Source organism: Streptacidiphilus sp. ASG 303 (genome assembly GCF_020991365.1).
GTDB lineage: Bacteria > Actinomycetota > Actinomycetes > Streptomycetales > Streptomycetaceae > Peterkaempfera.
In genome coordinates this window covers 14,211-37,569 of record NZ_JAJLRA010000017.1, presented here as the reverse complement: position 1 = coordinate 37,569, position 23,359 = coordinate 14,211, and the positions used below count along the sequence as shown (strand labels likewise).

Below are 23,359 nucleotides of genomic sequence, written 5' to 3'. Positions count from 1 at the left end.
CAGGCCGAACGGCGGAAAGGCCGGAGCCGCGTGCCCTGCTCTCGGAGGAGAGGGCGCGCGGCTCCGCGGGCGGCCGGACGGGTCGTCTCAGATACGGCGCAGGACCGCCACGACCTTGCCGAGAATGGTCGCGCTGTCGCCGGGAATCGGCTCGTAGGCGGCGTTGTGCGGCAGGAGCCAGATGTGGCCGTCCTCGCGCTTGAGGCGCTTCACGGTGGCCTCGCCGTCGATCATCGCCGCGACGATGTCGCCGTTCTCGGCGACCGGCTGGCGGCGCACGGTGACCCAGTCGCCGTCGCAGATGGCGGCCTCGATCATCGAGTCGCCGCTCACCTTGAGGGCGAACAGCTCCCCGTCGCCGACCAGCTGGCGGGGCAGCGGGAAGACGTCCTCGACCGTCTGCTCCGCGAGGATGGGGCCGCCGGCGGCGATCCGGCCGACCAGCGGCACGTACGAGGTGGACGGGCGGCCCGCGTTGTCCGCGGTGTTCGGCCGGGCCACCTCGACGCCGCGCACCTCGTAGGCGCGGGGGCGGTGCGGGTCGCGGCGCAGGAACCCCTTGCGCTCCAGCGCCATGAGCTGGTGGGCGACCGACGAGGTGCTGGAGAGCCCGACGGCCTGGCCGATCTCCCGCATGCTGGGCGGATATCCGCGGCGCTGGACGGAATCCCGGATCACCTCGATCACCCGGCGCTGGCGGTCGGTCAGGCCCGATTCGTCGGTGCGGATTCCGGGCGGCCGGCCCGGAAGCGACCGGGTGGGGACGTCATGGCCGCCCGGCAGCGCGGCGTCCTGTGCGGCGGCGTGCTCGACGGGCTGGTCGGGAACGAGGCCCGATCCGGCGGCGCGGCGGTCTTCCTGATTCTGGTCCATGGATTTCTGGGAGCGTTCCTGCACCGGGACGGTGCTGCTTTCTGCGGTGGTCACGGCGGCCCCTCTCGACGGAAGTTCTCCCTGAACAGGCCAACGGTAGTTCCTATCGAAAGGTTGCGCCAAACACACGTTCGAGTGAATTTACAGCGAGTCGGCTGACTTGATCAAGCATTTCGGTGTAAGGGGCTATACGAGCACGTGTTCGACGTGATCAGTCTAGTGGCCCCGGGCCGTGCACCGCAGCCCCTCCGCCGCGGCGCCCGTGCGCCCCCTCCGCCGCGGCGCCCGTGCTTTCCCTCCGGGGCGGACCGGGACGCCTTTCCGCGACACCCGTCCGCGCCACCCGTCCGCGTCACCCCTCCGGGCGCCGCCCGGAAGGGGTGTCCCCGCCCCCGCGGCCCCTCCGTCAGGCCCCTCCCGCCGGTCCCCGCGCATGCCCGGCGCGCCCCTCCGGGCGGCCGTCCGGGTGACCTTCCCCGCGGGCCCCGCGGGCCCCCGGCGACCGCTCGGCGCTGACCAGCGCCGATTGCGGGCGGTGAACCGGGCGCTACCGACACGCCACCCGTACGCGTGCAGCGGACACCACATCTTGTGGCTAGAGTGATGCCCGAGCCCACAGGTTGTGGTCCCCCGGGGATCACGCCCTCCGGGCGTCGCCTACACTTGTCGCTGCTCCGGGGGGTCGTCACCCGTCCTCCCGGTGTCGGTGATGCCCGCTGACGAAGGAAGGGAGCCCCCGTGCACTGCCCCTTCTGCAGGCACTCCGACAGCCGTGTGGTCGACAGCCGCACCACCGACGACGGCACCGCCATCCGGCGGCGCCGGCAGTGCCCCGACTGCAACCGGCGCTTCACCACCGTGGAGACCGCGACCCTGATGGTGATCAAGCGGAGCGGGGTCACCGAGCCCTTCAGCCGCGACAAGGTCATCTCCGGTGTCCGCAAGGCGTGCCAGGGGCGCCCCGTCACCGAGGACGCCCTGGCGCTCCTCGGGCAGCGGGTCGAGGAGTGCGTGCGCTCCAGCGGCAGTGCCGAACTGTCCACCCACGACGTGGGACTGGCCATACTCGGCCCGCTGAAGGAGCTGGACGTCGTCGCCTACCTGAGGTTCGCCTCGGTGTACCGGGCGTACGACTCCCTCGAGGACTTCGAGGCCGCCATCGCGGAACTCCGCGACGAGCGGCCCCCCGCGGCGGAGGAGGGCGCCCCCGTGCCCGCCCCCGCCCCCGCGCCCTGACCCCAGGGCGCCCCCGGCCCCGTGCGGGCCCACCTGATGCGAGAGGCAGTGCCCCGGGAAGCTGCGGGGCACGCAGGGCGTTTGCCCAGGAGGAGGAGAAGTGACCGAGACGACGAGCGGCTCCGCACGCGGTTCACGCGCCAAGGGCACCGGCAAGGGCGCCGCCAGGCCCGGCCGGGGCCTGCGGGTCGAGCGCATCCACACCACCCCGGGCGTCCACCCCTACGACGAGGTGACCTGGGAGCGCCGGGACGTCGTCATGACCAACTGGCGTGACGGCTCGGTCAACTTCGAGCAGCGCGGCGTGGAGTTCCCCGACTCCTGGTCCGTCAACGCGGTCAACATCGTCACCAGCAAGTACTTCCGCGGCGCCGTCGGCACCCCGCAGCGGGAGTGGAGCCTCAAGCAGATCATCGACCGCGTGGTGAGGACCTACCGCGCCGCCGGCGAGGAGAACGGCTACTTCGCCACCCCCGCCGACGCCGAGATCTTCGAGCACGAGCTGACCTACGCCCTCCTCCACCAGGTCTTCAGCTTCAACTCGCCGGTCTGGTTCAACGTCGGCACCCCCCAGCCCCAGCAGGTCAGCGCCTGCTTCATCCTGGCCGTCGACGACTCCATGGAGTCGATCCTCGACTGGTACAAGGAAGAGGGCATGATCTTCAAGGGCGGCTCCGGCGCCGGCCTGAACCTCTCCCGCATCCGCTCCAGCAAGGAGCTCCTCACCTCCGGCGGCAACGCCTCCGGCCCCGTCTCCTTCATGCGCGGCGCCGACGCCTCCGCCGGCACCATCAAGTCCGGCGGCGCCACCCGCCGCGCGGCCAAGATGGTCGTGCTGGACGTCGACCACCCCGACGTCGAGGCCTTCATCGAGACCAAGGTGAAGGAGGAGGAGAAGATCCGCGCGCTGCGCGACGCGGGCTTCGACATGGACCTCGGCGGCGACGACATCACGTCCGTCCAGTACCAGAACGCCAACAACTCGGTCCGCGTCTCCGACGAGTTCATGAAGGCCGTCGAGACCGGCGGCGAGTTCGGCCTGCGCGCCCGCCTCACCGGCGAGGTCATCGAGACCGTCGACGCCAAGAAGCTCTTCCGCAAGATGGCCGAGGCCGCCTGGGCCTGCGCCGACCCGGGCATCCAGTACGACTCCGTGATCAACCACTGGCACACCTGCCCGGAGTCCGGCCGCATCAACGCGTCCAACCCCTGCAGCGAGTACATGCACCTGGACAACTCCTCGTGCAACCTCGCCTCGCTCAACCTGATGAAGTTCCTCCGCGACGACGACACGTTCGACGCCGAGCGCTTCGCCAAGGTCGTCGAGCTCGTCATCACCGCGATGGACATCTCCATCTGCTTCGCCGACTTCCCCACCGAGAAGATCGGCGAGACCACCCGCGCCTTCCGCCAGCTCGGCATCGGCTACGCCAACCTCGGCGCCCTGCTCATGGCCACCGGCCACGCCTACGACTCCGAGGGCGGCCGCGCCCTGGCCGGCGCCATCACCTCGCTGATGACCGGCACCGCCTACCGCCGCTCCGCGGAGCTCGCCGCCATCGTCGGCCCCTACGACGGCTACGCCCGCAACGCCGAGCCGCACCAGCGGGTCATGCGCCAGCACGCCGAGGCCAACACCGCGGCCACCCGCATGGACGACCTGGACACCCCCGTCTGGGCCGCCGCCACCGAGGCCTGGCAGGACGTCCTGCGCCTCGGCGCCGAGAACGGCTTCCGCAACGCCCAGGCGTCCGTGCTCGCCCCCACCGGCACCATCGGCCTGATGATGGACTGCGACACCACCGGCGTCGAGCCCGACCTGGCCCTGGTCAAGTTCAAGAAGCTCGTCGGCGGCGGCTCGATGCAGATCGTGAACAACACGGTCCCGCGCGCCCTGGCCCGCCTCGGCTACCACCCCGAGCAGGTCGAGGCGATCGTCGCCCACATCGCCGAGCACGGCAACGTCGTCGACGCCCCGGGCCTCAAGCCCGAGCACTACGAGGTCTTCGACTGCGCCATGGGCGAGCGCGCCATCTCCCCGATGGGCCACGTCCGGATGATGTCCGCGATCCAGCCGTGGATCTCCGGCGCCATCAGCAAGACCGTCAACATGCCGGAGAGCGCCACCGTCGAAGAGGTCGAGGAGATCTACTTCGAGGCGTGGAAGCTCGGCGTCAAGGCGCTCGCCATCTACCGCGACAACTGCAAGGTCGGCCAGCCCCTCTCGGCCAAGACCAAGGGCAGCGACGCGAAGGCCGCCGAGAAGCCGGCCGCCGCGGTCGAGAAGGTCGTCGAGTACCGCCCGGTCCGCAAGCGCCTCCCGAAGGGGCGCCCGGGGATCACCACCTCCTTCACGGTGGGCGGTGCCGAGGGCTACATGACGGCCAACTCCTACCCGGACGACGGCCTCGGCGAGGTCTTCCTCAAGATGTCCAAGCAGGGCTCGACCCTCGCGGGCATGATGGACGCCTTCTCCATCGCCGTCTCCGTCGGCATGCAGTACGGGGTCCCGCTGGAGACCTACGTCTCCAAGTTCACCAACATGCGGTTCGAGCCGGCCGGCCTGACCGACGACCCGGACGTGCGGATGGCGCAGTCGATCGTCGACTACATCTTCCGCCGCCTCGCGCTGGACTTCCTGCCCTTCGAGACCCGCTCCGCCCTCGGCATCCACTCCGCCGAGGAGCGCCAGCGGCACCTGGAGACCGGCTCCTACGAGCCGGCCGAGGAGGAGGACGTGGACGTCGAGGGCCTGGCCCAGTCCGCGCCCCGGGAGAAGTCCCGGCCCGCCGACGTGCCCGCCACGCCCCGGGCGGCCGCCCAGCCGGTGCCGGTGCAGGTCCACTCCTCCACGGAGCTGGTCGAGGCGCAGCAGGGCCTGAACGCCGACGCCCCGCTCTGCTTCTCCTGCGGCACGAAGATGCGCCGCGCCGGCTCCTGCTACCTCTGCGAGGGCTGCGGCTCGACCAGCGGCTGCAGCTGAAAATGACCATCCTTGCCGTGTCCCCTCGTCGCCCGTTGGAGGAGCTGCAGGCGAAACGCCGACTGACGGCAGTGTGACCAACCAGTGTGTCCCCCCGGAGCACCCGCTCCGGGGGGACACACTGGTCTGGAGACGGCATGGCATGTGCGGTGAGGGTCTGGCTGTCGCGCGTCAGACTCTGTGGCCGGACCTGTTTCTTGTGGGTCCTGCCGGCGGTGAAGGAGTCTGATCGATCATGGTGAGGCCGCCGTCTGTGCCGCCGGAGGAGAAGGTCCGGATCGTGCTGTCGATCCTGGCCGGTGAGATGACCGTGGCGGAGGCCGCCCGTCGGGCGAAGGTCTCCGAGCAGTCCGTCGGGAACGGGAAGCGCCGGTTCCTGGAGTCCGGCCGTTCAGGGCTGGCGGCGGGCAAGACCGGTCCCGTCAGCCGCGAACATCAGGTGGAGGTGCAGGTCGCCGACCTGACTCAGGTGCTCGGTGAGGCCGCGGTCGAGCTGCGGGTGTGTGAGAAGTCCGCCGAGGGCCGTCTGGGCCCGTCGCGGACCTCGAGGTGATCCGCACGGAGGCGGGCATGCCGACCGCGAGGTTCTGTCGTCTGACCGGTGTGCCCGAACGGACCTGGCGCCGCCACCAGGCCCGTGCCAGGCAGGGTGCCCAAGCGCGGCGACCGTGGCCGCGTCCGGCCCGGGAACGGCTCACGCGAGCGCGGCTTCGGCTCGTTGAAGTACGAGAAGCTGTTCCTGGGGGAGATCCCCGACGCCCTCGACCTGGTCCGCCACGCCGAGGACTACCGGATCGAGTACAACGCCGCCCGCCCGCACGAGGCACTCGCCTGGAACCGGCCCCACGACGTCCACCTCGGACTGGCCGACCCCCTCGTCCCCAACTTTCCCGAGCCCGAGAACCTGCCAACTGCTTGACGCGGGACACGGTTGCTCATCACCGAAGCCGACGGCATGCGCATCGTCTGCTCCGCGACCAACGGCGTCGACATCCCGATCGCAGGCGCGGAATTGCGGCACCGTCGGCGGGCCTGCACTGAGGACCGCATCTGGGCGGCCCGCGACACCGGCCTGCGGAACCTGCCCCTGGCTGACGCCGCGCAGAATCGCATCTGCTCGGAGATCGTCCAGCTCGCCCTGGACCTGCCGGCCTGGATGTCCATGCTCGCCCTGGACGGGGCCGTCCGAGGCCGGGAGTCCAAGCGCCTGCGGCTGCGGTTGTTCCCCGCCGTGGCCCAGCCCGTCACCACCGGCAGCTGCCGCCGCCTTGCCCGCCACTGGCCTTGGACCCAGGTGGTCACCACCGCGTCCGAGCGACTCCAAGCCCTCTCGAAACCAGGCTGAGCAGCGAGGACGACCTGCCCCTACGAACCACCCCGCGACCGGAGCAGTGGAACCCGGCGCCCACCCGACGCCACAGCCATACCCGGCACCAAGCCGAACAGCCGAAGCCGCCCACCGGGAACCGACGGGCCGTCACGAAAGATCGAGACTGGAGGCGAACGGAACTCGGCGGCGCGGACGCCCGGGCATCGCTAGCATCACCTTTCTCATTGATCCACGAGCTACCCCAGGGGGACTGTTCATGCGCACGTCCCTGCGTACAGCCCAGGCTCTCGCCCTGCTGCTGGGCTTCTACACCCTCACCGTGGGCGCGCTCGCGGTCATCGTCACGGTGAACGTGGTGCTCACCCAGGTGTGGCTCCGCAGTGGCGGCCCCTCGCCGTTGCAGATCTGGGGATTCAGCGCGCTGCTCTGCTACCCCCTGGTGCGGGGGCTGTTTGTCGCCCGCGGCAACCGGCGCTGTCCCGACGGGGTCCGCGTGTCCGCGGAGGAGCAGCCGGAGTTGTGGCAGCGTGTCCACCGGGTTGCCGGGGCCGTCGGAACTCGTCCACCGGCCGAGCTCTGGCTTGTCGACGAGGTCGAGGCCGCGGTGTGGCAGAGTTCCTGGCTGCTGGGTCTGATCCCCGGAAGACGGCGGATGGTGCTCGGTCTGCCACTGTTGGCTGGACTGACGACGGCGGAGTTGGACTCGGTGCTGGCCCACGAGCTCGGCCACTACGCCCACTTCGACACCCGGCTGGCCGCCCTCACCGCGCGCAACCGTGCCGGGCTCCGGCAGATCGTGGCCCGTTACGGGGACGCGCAGGGCTTCGGGCACGGCATCGGCCGCGGTTTCGCCCGCTACGCCCGCATGTGCCTGAGCGTCAGTCAGGCGAGTTCGCGGGCTCAGGAGGTCGCGGCCGACCGCGCCTCCGTGCGGATCGCGGGCCGGGCCGCCGCGGTGTCGGCGCTGCGGCAGGTGCGGGCGCTCGATGCGGCGCACGGCCGTTACACCGAACAGCAGTCGGGGATCGGCTGGACATTGGGGCTCCGACCGCCGGCCGAGGACATGCTGCCGAGGTTCCGGCGCTTCCTTGGTACCGAGACGTGGCGACGCGAGGCGGAGCGGATGCTTGTCGACCCGCCGCGTGAGAAGGTCTCGCTGTACGACTCGCATCCACCGATCGAGGAGCGCATCGCGCTGATCGAGGCGCTGCCCGAGGCCGAGGCCGAGAACGCCGGCCGGGCAGTGGACGGCGCCACCGCTTCGGCGTACGGACTGCTGCGGGAGGCGGACGCATTGGGCGGCCGGACCGCACTGGCCAGGCCAGGTGCAGGGGAACGGCGCGAGGTGCCTTGGGATGTCCTCGCTGCCGCGGTCGGCCAGGCCGAACTGTTTTCGGAAGGCGAGCCCTTGCTGCGCTCTGCCTCTGCGGTGCTGCGGCGCAGGTCCGGCCTCGATGAAATACTCGATGCCGTCGACGCGGGGCGCTGGTCCGAGCTCGTGGACTGGATCCCTCACCAGGGATCGGTCATTGTCGTGTCGGCCCCCGCGAGCCGGACCATGAAGGTCGCTGCCGCCTCCGACGCGCTGTACTCCCTCTCTCTTTCCTCGCTTGTAGAGCGGGGGCGCGGGCGCTGGCGTATGGACGTCGGGCGCGGCAAAGTACTAGCTCTGGACGCGGGACTCGACCCGCTCTTCGGGCCGGCCATCGACGCCGCAGTGGACGCCGGAACCGCAGACACCTCCATCCTGCGCCAGCTGCTGGCAGATGCCGAACCGGAGGTCCGCGCCGAGCCCGAGCCGATGCCGAACTGAGTCGCTGCCCTGCCTGACGACGGCTTGGCGGTGGTCATCTGATCAAGGACGGCGGCTGGCCCGCGGGACTGGGCTGACGACACAGAGGCTTTTCCACCCTCAGCCTGACGTCGCCAGGTGAAGGGCGAGGACGGCCCTGACCAGGTCGGTGATGCGGGTGGTGCTGCAGCGGAGCTTGCGTAGCAGGCGCCAGGACTTCAAGGTGGCCATCGCCTGTTCGCCGACCGCGCGGATCCTGGCGTGGGGGCACCCCCGGCCGAAGGCCGGGGGTGCCCCCATCGGCCTTCTGGCCCGCGGAGAGCTTCTCCCAGCGGCCGCGGTAGGGGACGCGCACCGTGCCGCCGGCACCCTGGTACCCCTTGTCCGCCCAGCACCGCACACCGGCCTCGGCCAGGGCGTCGATGACGCCGTGGGCGCGGGCGGCCCTGATGTCGTGGACCGCGCCGGGCAGGGCGGGCGAGGCCCACAGCAGCCGCCCTGGGGGCACCTCCCGGCCGTCAGGCCGGGGGAGGGTCGGCGATGACCTGCACGTTCATGCCGTGCTTCTTGTGCTTCCCGGAGTAGTACGGCCGGTCGGCGGCGATCGCCCCCAGCCTCCGGCCGGGAGGTGCCCCCAGTCGATGGGCAGCAGGGTGCCGTCGAGGATGACGAACGCCTTGCGTGCGGCAGTGCGGGTGGCCGTGGCCAGGTCCGGGGCGACTGCGGCCAGGACCTCGACCGCTTCGGTCATGGAGCGGTGGACGGTGGCGATCCCGACGCCGAAGCCGGCTGCGAGCCGGGCGTTGGGGTCCCTCCCGGCCGGAGGCTGGGGGCGTGTGGCCACACCGCAGGTGGGCCAGGGCAAGCAGGGCCTGCCGGTCCGCGGGGAGCCGGCGCCACCGCGTGCCGAGCTCCCGGCGCCGAGCGGCCAGCAGGCGGGAGAGGTACCGCAGGGTCGAGCTGGACAGATCGATCCCCGATGGGTGGACAAGCATGCGAAGCTCCGGGCGGACAGGTTGCTCTTGGTCGACAACCGATCTACCAGGAGCTTCACCCCTTCCCGGACCCCGCACCCGCACCAACTGGCCATCCCCTCAGACAAGTTGAAATCGGCTCACTGCATGGTCTCGAGGTGGGGATGGTCGAAGGACGTGGGGCAGATGTAGATCTGCAGGGTGTAACCGCGGCCGATCTGGACCATCGGGGGGTTGGACGGATGCCTGATCCCGACAGGACCGGTGTGGTCGCGGTCCTCGAGCGGGATCCAGCTGCCGCTTCCGCCGTCCCATTCCCCCGAGTCGACGGTCAGAAGGGGCCGGCATTCCGAGCCGCAGGTCCCGCAGTTCATGGGCGACGGGTCGCGGAAGCTCCACGGGCCCCACCCGCCGACCTTCCAGCCGGGGGCAACGCTGTGCTCGTCCTGGTAGTACGTGCTGCCGTGGTGGCCGTCGTCCTCCGGGTGCAGCCCTGCCCACGCGTTGCGCCCCCAGGCGCTGAGGCGTTTGCCGAGTTCGTCGGGAAGCTCGTGGGACGCCGGGTACTCGGTGACGACCTCCGGGTGCAGCACGCAGGGCTCGGGCACGTAGTTGCCGTAGTGGTCGACGTCGAGCGGGACGGGCGGCTGGGCGAGCACCTCGCGGACGTCGGCGGAGTCCCGCCAGAAAAGGCGGGCCGCGGGTATGCCCTCCGCGTGGTCGAGCGGGCACCACAGTATCTGGAGGACATCTGCTCCCTCGGGCCCGGAGAGTCCCGGGATGTCGCGCAGGTGGAGCTGTGCGACCGGGAGGAGCGGATTCGGCTCGTGGTGCGGAGGGTGTCCTTCTCTGAGCTTGTCCATGTGCGCCCGCTGCTCTGCCGTGAGGAGGTTCTCCCCCGGGGACCGCGGCCGGAGCCATGCGGCTTCCAGCAGGTCGCGGTACCGGCGGACGTCCTCCAGTGAGACCGGCCGGTCCCAGTGTCCGTGTTCGTCACTGCATGCGGGCCAGTCCTCGTCGGCAGGCCAGAGCAGCGGGCCGCCGACCGAGCTCTCGTGGATCGTGGGCCGGCCTGGGCGGGGGTGCAGGCGAACGGCCTGCCGTGCCAGCGGCCCCAGCTCGGGGAACACGGTGGCGACGTCGATCGGCCGGGGCGGAGTGGTCCTCGCCATCTGAGCTCCTTCAACTCACCTGCAAGCGATCGGCGGACTCTATCCCCACGTCATGACACATCCATCGACAGCCGGGCCGGGGCGAGGGCACACCGCGGGTGCACGAGGCCGATTCCTGACGTGGTTCCAGCCGGGCCGGAGAGCCCTTGGACCTGGGACGCAGAGATCCCCCTTGAGGAGGCCGAAAGGCGGGGGCGCCCCCGGGACGGCCAGGTCCAGCCGATCCCCTGCGCGGACCGGACGCCGTCCGGCCCCGTGCGAGCGGCCCCCCGACCCACCGCGGTCGGGGGCCGCCCCCGTTCCCGGCCCCGGCCGGGCCCCGGCGCCGGGGCCCGGCGTCCTGCGCCGGCCTCCCCGTGCCGGGGCTGGGGGCGCCCTGCCGCGCGGGGGCCGCAAGCGGCGGTCCGGTACCCGTTCGTGGGCGGTGCGCGCACGGAATGTGGGTAATCCGTGGACGGCGCGGGCGGGAGCCGGTAGAACCGGTAGCCGGAGTCCGCCGCGACCCCCGCGCCGACGGGGCGTCAGGGCACGGCGGCGCGTGCCGGGGGGTCGGCGTGGGGCGCACGAAGAGGCTGGCCGTCGTGATGGCGGCCGTACTGGCGGCGGTGACCGGTGCGGCGGGGGCGGGCAGGACGGCGGCCCCCGGCGCGGGCAGGACGGCGGCGGGCAGGACGGCGGCCGCCGCGGCGGCCGCCGACACGGCGGTCCTGGGCGCGACCACGCCCGGTTCCCGGACCGACAGCGGCGACGCGAACTACATGAACGCGACGCGCTACGTCACGGGGGCGTCCGGGGGCACCGTGACCAGCATGAGCGTGTACGTGGGCGCGGTGAGCGCCGCCCCGCGCAACCAGTTCCAGGTCGCGCTCTACAGCGACAACGCCAACGCGCCGGGCACGCTGATCGCGAAGAGCGCCTCCGCCGCGCTCACCGCGAACAGCTGGAACACCGTCGCCGTCTCCGCGACGGTGAAGCCCAACACCGCCTACTGGCTGGCCTACAACACCAACGCGTCCAGCTCGACCGCCAACAACATGACGTACGACAGCGGCGGCCGCAGTGCCTACGCCACGGGCGGCACGGCCTTCGGCACGTGGCCCTCGGGCTTCGGCAACGCCGCCTACCAGTCGGTGTCCTTCGCCGTCCGCGCCACCTACACGGTGGACACCACCCCGCCCCCGGACCCCGGCCCGGGCTCCGGCAGCGGGGGGCCGATCCTGGTCATCGCCTCCGCGGCCAACCCCTACTCGCGCTACTACGGCGAGATCCTCACCGCCGAGGGCGTCCCGTACTTCAAGGTCCTGGACATCTCGCAGGTGACCTCCGCGACCCTGGCCGGCTACGACGTCGCCCTGCTCGGCGAGATGCCGCTGACCCAGGCGCAGGCGACCATGCTGGGCGACTGGACGACCGGCGGCGGGAAGCTCGTCGCCATGCGCCCCGACAAGAAGCTGGCGCCGCTGCTCGGGATCGCGGACGCGGGCGCGGTCCGCTCCGACGCCTACCTGAAGATCGACACCTCCTCCGGCCCGGGCGCGGGCATCACGGGCGCGACCATGCAGTACCACGGCGCCGCCGACCGCTACACGCTCGACGGCGCGACCGCCGTCGCCACCCTGTACGGGGACGCCACGACGGCGACCAACGACCCGGCGGTGACGCTGCGCGGCGTCGGCTCCTCCGGCGGCCAGGCGGCGGCGTTCACCTACGACCTGGCGAAGTCCGTGGTCCAGACCCGGCAGGGCAACGTCGCCTGGGCGGGCCAGCAGCGCGACTCCACGGACGGCTACGAGGCCAGCGAGATGTTCTTCGGCACCAACGGCCAGCCCGACTGGAACAACCTCGACAAGGCGATCATCCCGATCGCCGACGAGCAGCAGCGGCTGCTGGTGAACCTGATCACGCAGATGGACCGCCCGCGCAAGCCGCTGCCCCGCTTCTGGTACTTCCCCCGCGACGTGAAGGCCGTGGTGGTGATGACCGGCGACGACCACGGCATCGGCGGCACCGCCGGACGCTGGGACGGCTACATCGCGCAGAGCCCGTCCGGCTGCGACGTCGCGGCCTGGCAGTGCGTCCGCGGGTCGTCGTACCTCTACACCAGCGGGCCCATGACCGCGGCGCAGGCCAAGGCCTACACCGACCAGGGCTTCGAGGTGGGCGTGCACGTCACCACCGACTGCCGGCCGTGGGGCGCGGCCTCCGCGCTGTCGGGCCTCTACCAGGACCAGCTCGGCGCCTGGAAGGCCAAGTACCCCGCCCTGCCGGGCCCGTCCAGCAGCCGCACCCACTGCGTGGAGTGGGACGACTGGGCGACCCAGCCCAAGGTGAAGAAGGCGAACGGCATCCGTCTGGACACGGACTACTACTACTATCCGGCGTCCTTCACGAAGAACCGGCCGGGGTTCTTCAACGGCACCGGCGAGATCATGCGCTTCGCCGACGAGGACGGCAGCGTCATCGACACCTACCAGGCCACCACGCAGATGACCGACGAGTCGGGCCAGACCTACCCGTACACCGTCGACACCCTGCTGGACGCCGCCTACGGCTCCCAGGGGTACTACGCCGCGCTGACCGCCAACATCCACACCGACTACGCGGCGTCCGCGGCCTCCGACGCCATCATCGCCTCGGCGAAGGCCCACGGGGTCCCGGTGGTCTCCGGCCGCCAGATGCTGACCTGGCTGGACACCCGCAACAGCTCGACCTTCACCAACCTCGCCTGGCAGAACGGCAGGCTGACCTTCGACGTGGCGGGCGGCGCCAACGGGCTGCGCGGCATGGTCCCGGCTTCCTCGGCCGGCGGCAGCCTCGCCGGCATCACGTTCGGGGGCGCCCCGATCCCGTACCGGACCGACACCGTCAAGGGCGTGCAGTACGCCTTCTTCGACGCGAAGCCGGGCTCCTACACGGCCACCTACGGCCAGGACACCACCCCGCCCTCCGTCACCTCCACCGCTCCGGCGGACGGCGCCAAGGACGTCGCCCTCACCACGGCGGTCCGGGTGGGATTCGACGAGCCCGTGGACCCGGCCACCGTCACGGGCTCCACCGTCACCCTGCGCACCGCGGCGGGCGCGGCCGTGCCCGCTGCGGTGGCCTGGGACGCCGCCGCGAACGCCGCGGTGCTGACGCCCGCACAGCAGCTCACCGCCGACACGGCCTACACCCTGACGGTGCAGCAGATCAAGGACACCGCCGGGAACGCCATGGCGTCGCCCTTCACGGCCGGCTTCACCACCGGGGGCGTCCCGCTGCAGACCCTCGGCAACACCCAGGCCGGCAGCCAGCTCGACGACGGCAACGCCAACCACATGAACGGCAGCAAGGTCACCACCGGGGCCGCCGCCGTGTCGCTGAAGTCGATGTCGGTCTACGTCGGCAGCGTCAGCGCGGCGCCCGCCGACAAGTACCAGCTGGCCGTCTACACCGACAACGCCGGGTCGCCCGGCACCCTGGTCGCCTCCACGGCGACCGGCACCCTCACCGCCAACGCCTGGAACACCCTGCCGCTCACCGCCACGCTCGGCGCGAACACCACCTACTGGCTGATGTACAACACCAACGGCGCCGACGGGACGTCGAACAACATGCGGTACAGCGCAGGGAGCGCCGGGCAGGGCGCCTACAGCGCGGGCGGGGTCGCCTTCGGCAGCTGGCCCGCGTCCTTCGGCAGCTCGGTCAAGGCCGCTGCGGCCTACTCCCTGTACGCCTCCTACTGACCCCTGCCGGAGCCTCCTCCGGCGCCGGGCCCTTCGTCACAGGATGTCGACAGAAGGGCCCGGCGGCCCTCCGGGGCGGTGACCCCCATGATCGGGAGCCCTACAGTTCCGTCCACGCCGAGGCCGCACGGGCCCCGGTAAGGCCGAGGGGGGCATCATGTCGGACACCGCGCCGGCTGCCGGGGCGCCTGGAGCAGGCGGCGGGAACGGCGTGCCCGCGACGCCCGCCACCGGCGGCTCCGCCGCCGTGGCACGCCCGGGGACCGGGACCGGGCCGGGAGGTCCGCCGCCGCAGGGGGCGGCGGCTGGGACGGCGGCGGCCGGGGCGGCCCCCGGGGCGGCTGCCGGGGGCCTCCCGCCCGTGCCGTGGGCCGTGCCGCGGGTGACGCCCGCCTGGAGGAAGGCGGTGCGGCCGCAGGGCGGGCCGGCCCCGGCGGGCCCCTGGGTGCTCGGAGCGGTGCTGCTCACGGGCCTGCTGTCGACCCTGCTGCTCGGTTCAGGCATCGGCCCGGGCCTGCTGCTGGTGGCGTCGGCGGCCGCCGGCGGGGCCGCGGCGGCCGCACGGGCCGCCCGGCGGCGGGCCAGACCCTGGACGCTGGCCTGGGCCGCCACGGCGCTGCTGCTGCTCGCGGTCCCCGCGCTGAGCGAGGCGGGGTGGCCGGTCTTCCTCGCCCTGGCGGGTGCGCTGGCGGCGGGTTCGCTCGCCCTGCACGGCGGGCGCCGCTGGGCGGGCGTCCTGCTGGGGGCGGCCGGCCTGCTCCTCGCCGTGGCGCCGGGGGCGGCCTGGGCCTGGGAGGGGCTGCGTGCGCGTTCGCTGCCTGCCCGTGACCGGTGGTGGCCGGTCCTGCGTGCGGCCGGGCTCGCCCTGGTGCTGCTGCTGGTCTTCGGTGCGCTGTTCGCCGGCGCCGACGCGGCCTTCGCCGACCTGCTGAGCGGGGTGGTGCCCAGCGTGCCGGTGGCCGAGGTGCCGCTGCGCGTGCTGCTCTTCGGCGGCGGTGCGGCCCTGGCCCTGGCCGCCGCGAGGACCGCTGCGTCCCCGCGGCGCTGGGACCGGCTGCCCGTCAGGCCCGCCAGGCCGCGCGGACTGCTGGAGTGGGCGCTGCCGCTGGTCGTGCTCGACGTGCTCTTCGCGGTCTTCATCGGCGTGCAGCTGGTGGTGCTCTTCGGCGGCTACGCGGCGGTGCTGCGCTCCACCGGCCTGACCTACGCCCAGTACGCCCGCCAGGGCTTCTGGCAGCTGCTGTGCGTCACGGTGCTCACCCTGGCCGTGGTGGCGGCGGCCCACCGCCGGGCGCCCCGCGCCACCCGCCGCGACACCGTGCTCGTGCGCTGCCTGCTCGGCACGCTCTGCCTCCTCACGGTGGTCGTGGTCGCCTCCGCGCTGCGCAGGATGCAGCTCTACGTGGACGCCTACGGGCTGACGCAGCTGCGGGTCTGGGTGGGGGCGGTCGAGATCTGGCTCGGGGCGGTCCTCCTGCTGCTGATGGCGGCGGGACTCCTGCGGTCGGGGCGCTGGCTCCCCCGGGCGGTGGCGCTCAGCGCGGCGGTCGGTGTCCTGGCGTACGGCCTGGCCTCGCCCGACGCGCTGGTCGCCCGGCAGAACGTCTCCCGCTTCGACCGGACCGGCCGGATCGACCTGGGCTACCTGCGCCTGCTCTCCGCCGACGCCGTCCCCGCCCTGGACCGCCTGCCGGAGCCCCAGCGCAGCTGCGCCCTGGAGGAGGTCGCGGGGACGCTGGAGCGCGAGTCGCCCCCCTGGTACGCGGCCAGCCTGAGCGAGGCCAGGGCGCGCGCCCTGCTGCGGGACCACCCGCTGGTCGATCCCGAGAGCGCGTGCGACCGGGCGGGACAACCCGTGGACGAGGGGCGCTTCGGGTACTAGGCCCGCCCGCCAACTGCCAACTGCCGCCTGCCGCCTGGGATCTGTTGCCGGGGCCGGGTGCGGAGGACACCTCCTCCGCACCCGGCCCCGGCGGGCGTCCGGCTCGCCGGCTGCCGGCCACCGGGTGCGTCGGTCAGAGGCCGGCGCTGTGCACGGGCTCGGCGGGGAGGGCCGCCGCTCTGGGCTTGATGACGAAGACCGCCGTCAGCAGCGCCACGACCGCCAGGGCCGCCCCGACGACGAACGCCTGGGAGATGCCGTGCACCAGCACCTCGTTCCCCCAGTGGCCCGGCAGTTGCTGCGTCCTCAGCGCCTCCGCCTTCTGGGCGGGCGTGGCCTGGGCGAGGAACGAGGGCAGCTGGTGCTTGGCCTCGTCCCTGGCCGCCGTGCCGAAGACGGTCGTGAGGATGGACAGGCCCAGCGATCCGCCGACCTGCTGGGTCGCGTTCAGCAGGCCGGAGGCCGCGCCGGTCTCCCGCGGCGGCACCCCGGAGACCGCGATCAGCATCAGCGGGACGAAGATGCAGCCCATGCCGAGGCCGAAGAGCACCGTCGGTCCGAGCACCCCCTCGGGGTAGCCGCTGCTCGCCGTCGTCCTGGTCAGCCACAGCAGGCCCGTGGTGACCAGCAGCGCACCGGTCGCCATGAACGGCTTGGGGCCGGTCCTGGCCTGGAAGCGGGAGGAGATCTGCGCTGCCGTGATGATCGACGCGCTGATCGGGAGGAACGCCACGCCGGCCTTGAGCGGGCTGTAGCCCAGGGTCCGCTGGACGAAGAGCGTGACGTAGAAGAAGATCCCGAACATCGCCGCGGCCAGGCAGAGCATCATCACGTAGCTGCCGCTGCGGTTGCGGTCGGCGAACATGTGCAGCGGCGTGATGGGCTGCGCCGTGCGCCGCTCGGTGGCCACGAAGAGGGCCAGCAGGACGGCGGCGGCCGCGAAGGAGGCCACCGCCCAGGTGTCGCTCCAGCCGTCCGAGGCGGCGCGGATGAACCCGTACACCAGGGAGACCAGGCCCAGCGTCGAGGTCAGCGCGCCGACCAGGTCGAACCGGCCCGGGTGGCGCTCGGACTCGTTGATGTACAGCGGCGCGGCGATCGCGATGGCGACGGCGATCGGGACGTTCACGAAGAGCACCCAGCGCCAGTTGAGGAACTCCGTGAGCAGGCCGCCGGCCAGCAGGCCGATGGCGGCGCCGGAGCCCGCGACGGCGGAGAAGACGCCGAAGGCCCGGTTGCGCTCCGGCCCCTCCTTGAAGTTGGTCGCGATCAGGGCGAAGGCGGTCGGCGAGCAGATCGCGCCGCCGATGCCCTGGAGCGCGCGGGAGGCCAGCAGCATGCCGGAGTTCACTGCGAACCCGCCGAGCAGCGAGGCGAGGCCGAAGAGCAGCACGCCCACGATGAAGACCCGGCGGCGGCCGAGGATGTCGCCGGCCCGGCCGCCGAGCAGCAGCAGGCCGCCGAAGGTGAGCGTGTAGGCGTTGATGACCCAGGACAGGTCGGTGGTGGTGAAGTGGAGTGCGTCCTGGATGTGCGGCAGTGCGATGTTCACGATCGTGGCGTCGAGCACCACCATGAGCTGGGTGGCGGCGATGACCGTGAGGGCGACCCCCGGGTGCTGCCCCCTGCTCGCCCTGGGTGGTGCGTGCTTGATGAGTGTGTCCGAGACGGCCACCGTGTGCCCCCTGTCGGCTCTGTCCGTCAGCCTGGATACGGGTTGCCCGCGGGTGCCGTATGGCACGGCGCACCTGTCGGCGGGCTGGGAAGGAACGCTGCCGTTCACTAGGATCGACCCTAGCGAGGGAGGGATTGTGTACGCAACCGTTCCTTATGGAACCTGACGGAGAATCGGCGGATGACCTCTTCACCCGACCACTCGAAGGCGGCGGCCCCCCGCGACCCCGTGGCCGCACCGGTGCGGCGCCGCGGCAAGGCGCTGGAGCGCGCGATCTTCGAGGCGACCCTGGACCAGCTGACCTCCGGCGGGTTCGCGCGGTTGACGATGGAGGGCGTGGCGGGTGCGGCGCAGACCGGCAAGGCAGCGCTGTACCGCCGCTGGGCGTCGAAGCAGGACCTCGTCCTCGACGCGTTGGACTCGAGCCTGCCACCCGCCACTGACATCCCCGACCGGGGGTCGGTCCGCGAGGAGCTCCGCGACCTGATGCGCCGGATGTGCGCCACCGTCCAGTCGCCGGGCGGCTGTGCCGTGCGCGTCCTCATGGCCGAACTGGAGCACGAGCGGGCGCAGGTCTTCGCCGCCTTCACCATGAAGCGGGTGGTCGAGCCCGCCAAACGGGCCGTGCTGGAGATCCTGCGGCGCGGCGAGGCCCGCGGCGACGTGCGCCCCGGCGCCGCCGTGCCGCTGGTCGCCGACGTCGCCCCCGCCCTGCTGCTCTACCGCGCCAAGCTGCACGGCGGCTCGCTGCCCGAGGACTTCGCGGACCAGGTGGTGGACCAGGTGCTGCTGCCGATGGTCCGCCCCCTCCCCTGAGCCCGCGGGCGCCCGGAAGGCGCGGTCCGGCGGACGGGGACGCCACGGCGGCCCCCGGGGCCCGCGCTAGTCTGGGCGGGTGCCGTACGAACCCCCGACCCACAGCGTGGAGCGCTCGCTCCGCCGCGCAGGCGCCGCCGTGGTGGCGGGCGTCGACGAGGTGGGCCGAGGCGCCTGGGCCGGCCCCGTCACGGTGTGCGCCGCCGTCACCGGCCTGCGCCGCCCGCCGGAGGGGCTGACCGACTCCAAGCTGCTCACCCCGCGCCGCCGCACCGAGCTGTCGGGCGTGCTGGCCGGGTGGGTCACCGCCCACGCGCTCGGGCACGCCTCCGCCGAGGAGTGCGACGCGCTCGGCATGACCGCGGCGCTGCGGCTGGCCGCGGTGCGCGCCCTCGAGGGGCTGCCGGTCCGTCCCGACGCCGTGATCCTGGACGGGAGCCACGACTACCTGGGCGGACCGTGGAAGGTCCGCACCGTGGTCAAGGGCGACCAGAAGTGCGTCTCCGTGGCTGCGGCCTCCGTGCTCGCCAAGGTCCACCGCGACGCCGCGATGGCGGAACTCGGCGCGGACCTCCCCGTGTACGGCTTCGCCGACAACGCGGGCTACCCCTCCCCGGTGCACCGGGCCGCCCTCGCCGAGCACGGGCCCAGTCCGTGGCACCGACTGTCCTGGTCCTACCTGGACGCCCTGCCCGCCTGGCGCCACCTGAAGAAGGTCCGGACGCCCGCCCGGGACGAGGGGCAGTTGGCGCTCGACATCTGACGTCCCGTCGGATATTCGGGGGGCATGCCCCGCCGCCTTACCACCTGCTCCCGCGGCCCCGACAGGAGGGGCCCTGCTGCGCGCCGCACCTGCATTTGATAGACATCCCGGTATGCCTGTCTTCCCCGAGGAGCCGGAGATTCACGAGAGCATCCCGGGCCCCGGCGTTCCCTTCCCCCGCGAGTCGGACGCAGTAGCCCCCCGTACGCCCGCAGCGGCCACCGCCGCTCCGGCGTCCCCCGCCAGCACGGCACCGGCCCCCGCGCCGGTTCCCCGACCGGCCCCGCCCCGCCCCGCGCCACCGCGCGGCGACCGGCCGGGCCCGCGGAACACCCGCATCCCCAAGCCCGGCCCCGCCGCACGGCGCCCCGCGGCACCCTCCGCCCCGGAGGTCGAGCTGGTGCAGGCCACCGCGCAGACCGCCCTGGAGTGTGCCGACGAGGCGGTGGACCGCCTGCTGGAGGCCGGCCGGGCCCCCGGCGACATCCTGGTCCTCACCACCGGCGAGGCCCACCCCTGGCAGCAGCACGAGGTGTCCTTCGGCGAGGACCGCTACTGGGCCCAGCTGGAGGAGGGCGGCGACGTCTTCTACGCCGAGGCCCGTGCCGCCCGCCAGGCCCGCCGCGAGGTCGTGGTGATCGCCGCCAACGGCGCGCCCGAGCAGACCGCGAAGGTGCTGTCCGGCGCCCTGGGCAGGGCCCGGTCGCTGGTCGTGGCCTGCGGCGACACCGTTCAGCTGCGCGCCCTCGTGGACGGCGTGCGGCAGCCCGCCCACGCCTGAGGGCCGTACCGCGCTTCGGAGCGCGGGGGCCCGGCCGTACCGCGGCCGGGCCCCCGCGGCGGTGTTCTCCGGCCCGCGCCGTTCCCCGTCCGCCCGTCTCCCGTCCCTCTGGTCCTGCGTCCGGCCACGCGCCGGCCGCGTACCGATCGCCTGCCCGCCCGGGTGCGGGCCCGGCAGGGCGGCCTGCGGCCGGGTTCAGCGGGCCGCGGTACGGCGCACCGGCCCTGCGGGGCCGTGGGCCCACTCCGGACCGTCGTGTCCCGTGAGCCCGTCCGGCACCGGCCCGTCGTACCCGGCGAGCCCGTCGTGCACCGTCAGCCCCGCGACGGCGGGCGGCCCCCCGTAGGCCCATGATCCGGCGTGCGGGGTGCGGCCGCGGCGGCCGTCGCCGAGGACCTGCCAACCCTGCCGGGTCAGGGTGATGACGGAGCCGCACCGCAGGCCGTGCAGTCCGGCGGCGTCGCGCAGCCCCCACATCCAGGCGCCGTCCTGGGGGGTCCAGCCCCCGTCGCCCTCGCGGCACAGCAGCAGCACCGCGGTCCGCGAGGGAGCGGTCCGGCGGAGGTCGTGCGGCACGATGCGCCGCAGGTGGGCGAGGAGCGCGTTGCGGTGCTGCCAGCCGTCGCCGCTGCTGGGCCTGGGCGTGAACGACGCCGAGCCGACCAGCCGGTGCAACGCGTCCAGGACTCCCACCACGACCGTCCCCGGAGGGGGCAGGTGGCGCTGGTGGAGATCGGCGACGAAGGCGCGGGGGTCCCGCAGGAGCGGTGCACCCAGGGCGGACCACGCCTCCAGGTCGAGCGTGCGGCTCATGGTGGAGGGCGTGAGGCCGCGGCCTATGCCGTCGATCACGTTCCTCCTTCCGCATGCTCTCGCGGTGTGCGGGTGTGCGCGCACGCCGGAAGCCGGGCCCGAGGGGCCGGAGTCGGGGGACGCTCCCCAATTGTCACGTCCCACCGGCACGAGCGGCAATGATGAAATGACGAACGCTGCCCGTTACCCCATGCTCTGCCGGATATATTCCACATCGCACGGGGAGATCATGCCGACCGGGGCCGTCCTTCGGCGCCCGGTCACGCCTGGACCGCCAGCACCAGCGGCAGCACCCCCTCCGCGCCGGCCCGCCGCAGCAGCCTGGCCGCCACCGTGATCGTCCACCCGGTGTCGGACAGGTCGTCCACCAGCAGGACGGGACCTCCCGCGGCCGCCAGCGCGGAGGCCAGCTCCGGAGGGACCACGAAGGCGTCGTGCAGGGCCCGCAGCCGCTGGGCGCTGTTGCTGCGCGCCCCACGCGGCGGCCCGGCGGGCCCGTACTCGACCCGGCCCAGCAGCGGCAGCCGCCCGACTCCCGCGATCCGGGCGCCCAGGCTCTCCACCAGCTGCGGGCGGGTGGCCGAGGCCACGGTCACCACACCCACCGGGCGCGCCGCGCCCCCGCCCGGCGCCGCCCATCCGCCCGGGCCGCGCGCCCAGTCGGCCAGCACGGTCACCATCGCGTCCACCACCTCGCCCGGGACCGGCCCGTCCGGCGCCCCGGGCGCCAGCAGCGCCCGCAGCCGGGTGCCCCAGCCGATGTCCGAGAGGCGGCCGAGCGCCCGGCCGGTGGACGCCTGCTCCTCCGGGGCGATGCGGCCCTTGAGGGCGATCCCCACGGCCTCCATCCCCGTCGGCCACATCCGGCGCGGTTCCACCTCCACCCCAGGCCTGCCGAGCGCCGCCCGCGCCGCCTCCAGCGCCTCCGCCGAGACCTCGGGGGAGTGGCGGGGGCCCGCGCAGACGTCGCAGCGGCCGCAGGGGGCCGCCTGCTCGTCGTCCAGCCGACGGCGCAGGAACTCCATCCGGCAGCCGCCGGCCGCCGCGTACTCCCGCATCGCCTGCTGCTCGCTCTCGCGGGCCTCGGCGACCCGGGCGTAGCGCTCGGCGTCGTACGCCCAGCTGCGGCCGGTCGCCGTCCAGCCGCCCCGGACCCGGCGCACCGCGCCGTCCACGTCCAGGACCTTGAGCATCGTCTCCAGGCGGGTCCGGCGCAGGTCGACCCGGCTCTCCAGGGCCGCGGTCGAGACCGGCCGGTCGGCCTGCGCCAGGACGTCGAGGGTGCGCCGGACCTGCTCCTCCGGCGGGAAGGCCAACGAGGCGAAGTAGCGCCAGATCGCCTCGTCCTCCCGCCCGGGCAGCAGCAGCGCCTCGGCCCGGTCCACGCCGCGGCCCGCCCGTCCGACCTGCTGGTAGTAGGCGATGGGGGAGCTGGGCGAGCCCAGGTGCACCACGAAGCCCAGGTCCGGCTTGTCGAACCCCATGCCCAGGGCGGAGGTGGCCACCAGCGCCTTGACCCGGTTGTCGAGCAGGTCCGCCTCGGCCGCGCGGCGCTCGGCGTCCTCGGTGCGGCCGGAGTAGGAGGCGACCGTGTGCCCCCGCTGCCGCAGGAAGGCGGTGACCTCGTCCGCCGCGGCCACGGTCAGGGTGTAGACGATCCCGGAACCGGGGAGCTCGTCCAGGTGGTCGGCCAGCCAGGCCAGCCGGTGGGCGGGGTCGGGGAGCTGCAGGACGCCCAGGGTGAGGCTCTCCCGGTCCAGCGGGCCGCGCAGCACCAGCGCCCCGCCGTCGCCGTCGTCCGATGCGCTCTCGCCCGTCGTGCCGCCCCCCGGCGTGCCGGTGCCCAGCTGCTCGGCGACGTCCGCGGTGACCCGGGCGTTCGCCGTGGCGGTGGTGGCCAGGACGGGGACGCCCGGCGTCAGCTCGGCCAGCATCGTGCGCAGCCGGCGGTAGTCGGGGCGGAAGTCGTGGCCCCAGTCGGAGATGCAGTGCGCCTCGTCCACCACCAGCAGACCGGTGGAGGCCGCGAGCTTCGGGAGGACCTGGTCCCGGAAGTCGGGGTTGTTGAGCCGTTCGGGGCTCACCAGCAGGACGTCCACCTCGCCGGCCGCCACCTCGGCCTGCACGGTGTCCCACTCGTCGATGTTCGCGGAGTTGATGGTGCGGGCCCGGATGCCCGCGCGGGCGGCGGAGTCGATCTGGTTGCGCATGAGGGCGAGCAGGGGGGAGACGATCACGGTCGGGCCCGACCCGCGCTCGCGCAGCAGGGCGGTCGCCACGAAGTACACCGCGGACTTCCCCCACCCGGTCCGCTGGACCACCAGGGCCCGGCGGCGGTCGACGACCAGGGCCTCGATGGCCCGCCACTGGTCCTCGCGCAGCCGCGCCCGGTCACCGGCCAGCCGACGCAGCACCTCGTCCGCGCGCTCGCGGACGGCCGCACGGTCGGGGGAGGTCCGGTCGGACCGGTCGGAGGAGCCCGAGGGGCCGGGGGGCGGGGTGGTCGGATGCGCGTCCATGCCCCCATACAACCCCGCCCCGCCG

15 protein-coding genes and 2 pseudogenes are annotated in these 23,359 nt (G+C 73.3%); 11 read left to right on the top strand and 6 right to left on the bottom strand.

Annotated elements, in window-relative coordinates; all coding sequences use genetic code 11:
- Positions 1-87: 87 nt before the first annotated feature.
- Positions 88-873 carry a transcriptional repressor LexA gene (gene lexA / locus LO771_RS20305; RefSeq protein ID WP_230654592.1) on the bottom strand — a complete coding sequence of 262 codons (786 nt, stop codon included), beginning with the start codon at positions 871-873 and terminating at the stop codon, positions 88-90.
- A 738-nt stretch (positions 874-1,611) separates the two neighbouring features.
- Here lexA and nrdR point away from each other — a divergent pair.
- The 6 genes and pseudogenes from nrdR (at position 1,612) to LO771_RS20275 (ending at position 8,235) form a co-directional block, all read left to right on the top strand.
- On the top strand, positions 1,612-2,109 hold the full coding sequence (gene nrdR / locus LO771_RS20300; protein ID WP_230654505.1) for a transcriptional regulator NrdR: 498 nt from the start codon (positions 1,612-1,614) through the stop codon (positions 2,107-2,109).
- A 100-nt stretch (positions 2,110-2,209) separates the two neighbouring features.
- Entirely contained in the window at positions 2,210-5,092 is a 2,883-nt protein-coding gene (locus LO771_RS20295) for a vitamin B12-dependent ribonucleotide reductase (RefSeq protein ID WP_230654504.1), read from the top strand.
- Positions 5,093-5,327: 235 nt separating this feature from the next.
- Positions 5,328-5,645: a helix-turn-helix domain-containing protein gene (locus tag LO771_RS20290; RefSeq protein WP_230654502.1), complete on the top strand. Its 318-nt coding sequence runs from the start codon at positions 5,328-5,330 to the stop codon at positions 5,643-5,645.
- A gap of 84 nt (positions 5,646-5,729) precedes the next feature.
- Positions 5,730-6,011: a transposase gene (locus tag LO771_RS20285; RefSeq protein WP_230654500.1), complete on the top strand. Its 282-nt coding sequence runs from the start codon at positions 5,730-5,732 to the stop codon at positions 6,009-6,011.
- Positions 6,012-6,014: 3 nt separating this feature from the next.
- Positions 6,015-6,437, top strand: a pseudogene (locus tag LO771_RS20280) (transposase); the annotation flags it as partial.
- A 241-nt stretch (positions 6,438-6,678) separates the two neighbouring features.
- Complete coding sequence (locus LO771_RS20275; protein ID WP_230654498.1) at positions 6,679-8,235, top strand: M48 family metallopeptidase; 1,557 nt, start codon at positions 6,679-6,681, stop codon at positions 8,233-8,235.
- Positions 8,236-8,334: 99 nt separating this feature from the next.
- Here the strand turns inward: LO771_RS20275 and LO771_RS20270 are convergent.
- Positions 8,335-9,209 (bottom strand): annotated as a pseudogene (locus LO771_RS20270) (transposase family protein).
- 119 nt (positions 9,210-9,328) lie between these two features.
- On the bottom strand, positions 9,329-10,360 hold the full coding sequence (locus LO771_RS20265) for a hypothetical protein (RefSeq protein ID WP_230654497.1): 1,032 nt from the start codon (positions 10,358-10,360) through the stop codon (positions 9,329-9,331).
- Between the two features lie 554 nt (positions 10,361-10,914).
- On the opposite strand from LO771_RS20265, the gene LO771_RS31410 reads away from it, so the two are divergent.
- Together LO771_RS31410 and LO771_RS20255 are read left to right on the top strand one after the other, a co-directional pair.
- On the top strand, positions 10,915-14,085 hold the full coding sequence (locus LO771_RS31410) for an Ig-like domain-containing protein (RefSeq protein ID WP_230654495.1): 3,171 nt from the start codon (positions 10,915-10,917) through the stop codon (positions 14,083-14,085).
- A 382-nt stretch (positions 14,086-14,467) separates the two neighbouring features.
- On the top strand, positions 14,468-15,967 hold the full coding sequence (locus LO771_RS20255) for a DUF4173 domain-containing protein (RefSeq protein WP_230654493.1): 1,500 nt from the start codon (positions 14,468-14,470) through the stop codon (positions 15,965-15,967).
- Positions 15,968-16,100: 133 nt separating this feature from the next.
- Here LO771_RS20255 and LO771_RS20250 read toward each other — a convergent pair whose 3' ends face one another.
- The gene (locus LO771_RS20250; protein WP_308188958.1) at positions 16,101-17,642 is read right to left on the bottom strand and encodes an MFS transporter; all 1,542 of its coding nucleotides are present in this window, start codon (positions 17,640-17,642) and stop codon (positions 16,101-16,103) included.
- A gap of 180 nt (positions 17,643-17,822) precedes the next feature.
- Between LO771_RS20250 and LO771_RS20245 the strand changes: the two genes are divergently transcribed.
- The 3 genes from LO771_RS20245 to LO771_RS31405 all read left to right on the top strand — a co-directional run bounded on the left by LO771_RS20245 (position 17,823) and on the right by LO771_RS31405 (position 20,002).
- Positions 17,823-18,458 carry a TetR/AcrR family transcriptional regulator gene (locus LO771_RS20245; protein ID WP_230654491.1) on the top strand — a complete coding sequence of 212 codons (636 nt, stop codon included), beginning with the start codon at positions 17,823-17,825 and terminating at the stop codon, positions 18,456-18,458.
- Positions 18,459-18,537: 79 nt separating this feature from the next.
- On the top strand, positions 18,538-19,221 hold the full coding sequence (locus LO771_RS20240) for a ribonuclease HII (RefSeq protein WP_230654489.1): 684 nt from the start codon (positions 18,538-18,540) through the stop codon (positions 19,219-19,221).
- A 400-nt stretch (positions 19,222-19,621) separates the two neighbouring features.
- Positions 19,622-20,002, top strand: a complete 381-nt coding sequence (locus LO771_RS31405) for a hypothetical protein (RefSeq protein ID WP_308188957.1) — start codon at positions 19,622-19,624, stop codon at positions 20,000-20,002.
- A gap of 195 nt (positions 20,003-20,197) precedes the next feature.
- Here the strand turns inward: LO771_RS31405 and LO771_RS20230 are convergent, their stop codons facing one another.
- Both LO771_RS20230 and LO771_RS20225 read right to left on the bottom strand, forming a co-directional pair.
- Positions 20,198-20,815 carry a hypothetical protein gene (locus LO771_RS20230; protein ID WP_230654588.1) on the bottom strand — a complete coding sequence of 206 codons (618 nt, stop codon included), beginning with the start codon at positions 20,813-20,815 and terminating at the stop codon, positions 20,198-20,200.
- Between the two features lie 260 nt (positions 20,816-21,075).
- Complete coding sequence (locus LO771_RS20225; protein WP_230654486.1) at positions 21,076-23,334, bottom strand: RecQ family ATP-dependent DNA helicase; 2,259 nt, start codon at positions 23,332-23,334, stop codon at positions 21,076-21,078.
- Positions 23,335-23,359: the final 25 nt, after the last annotated feature.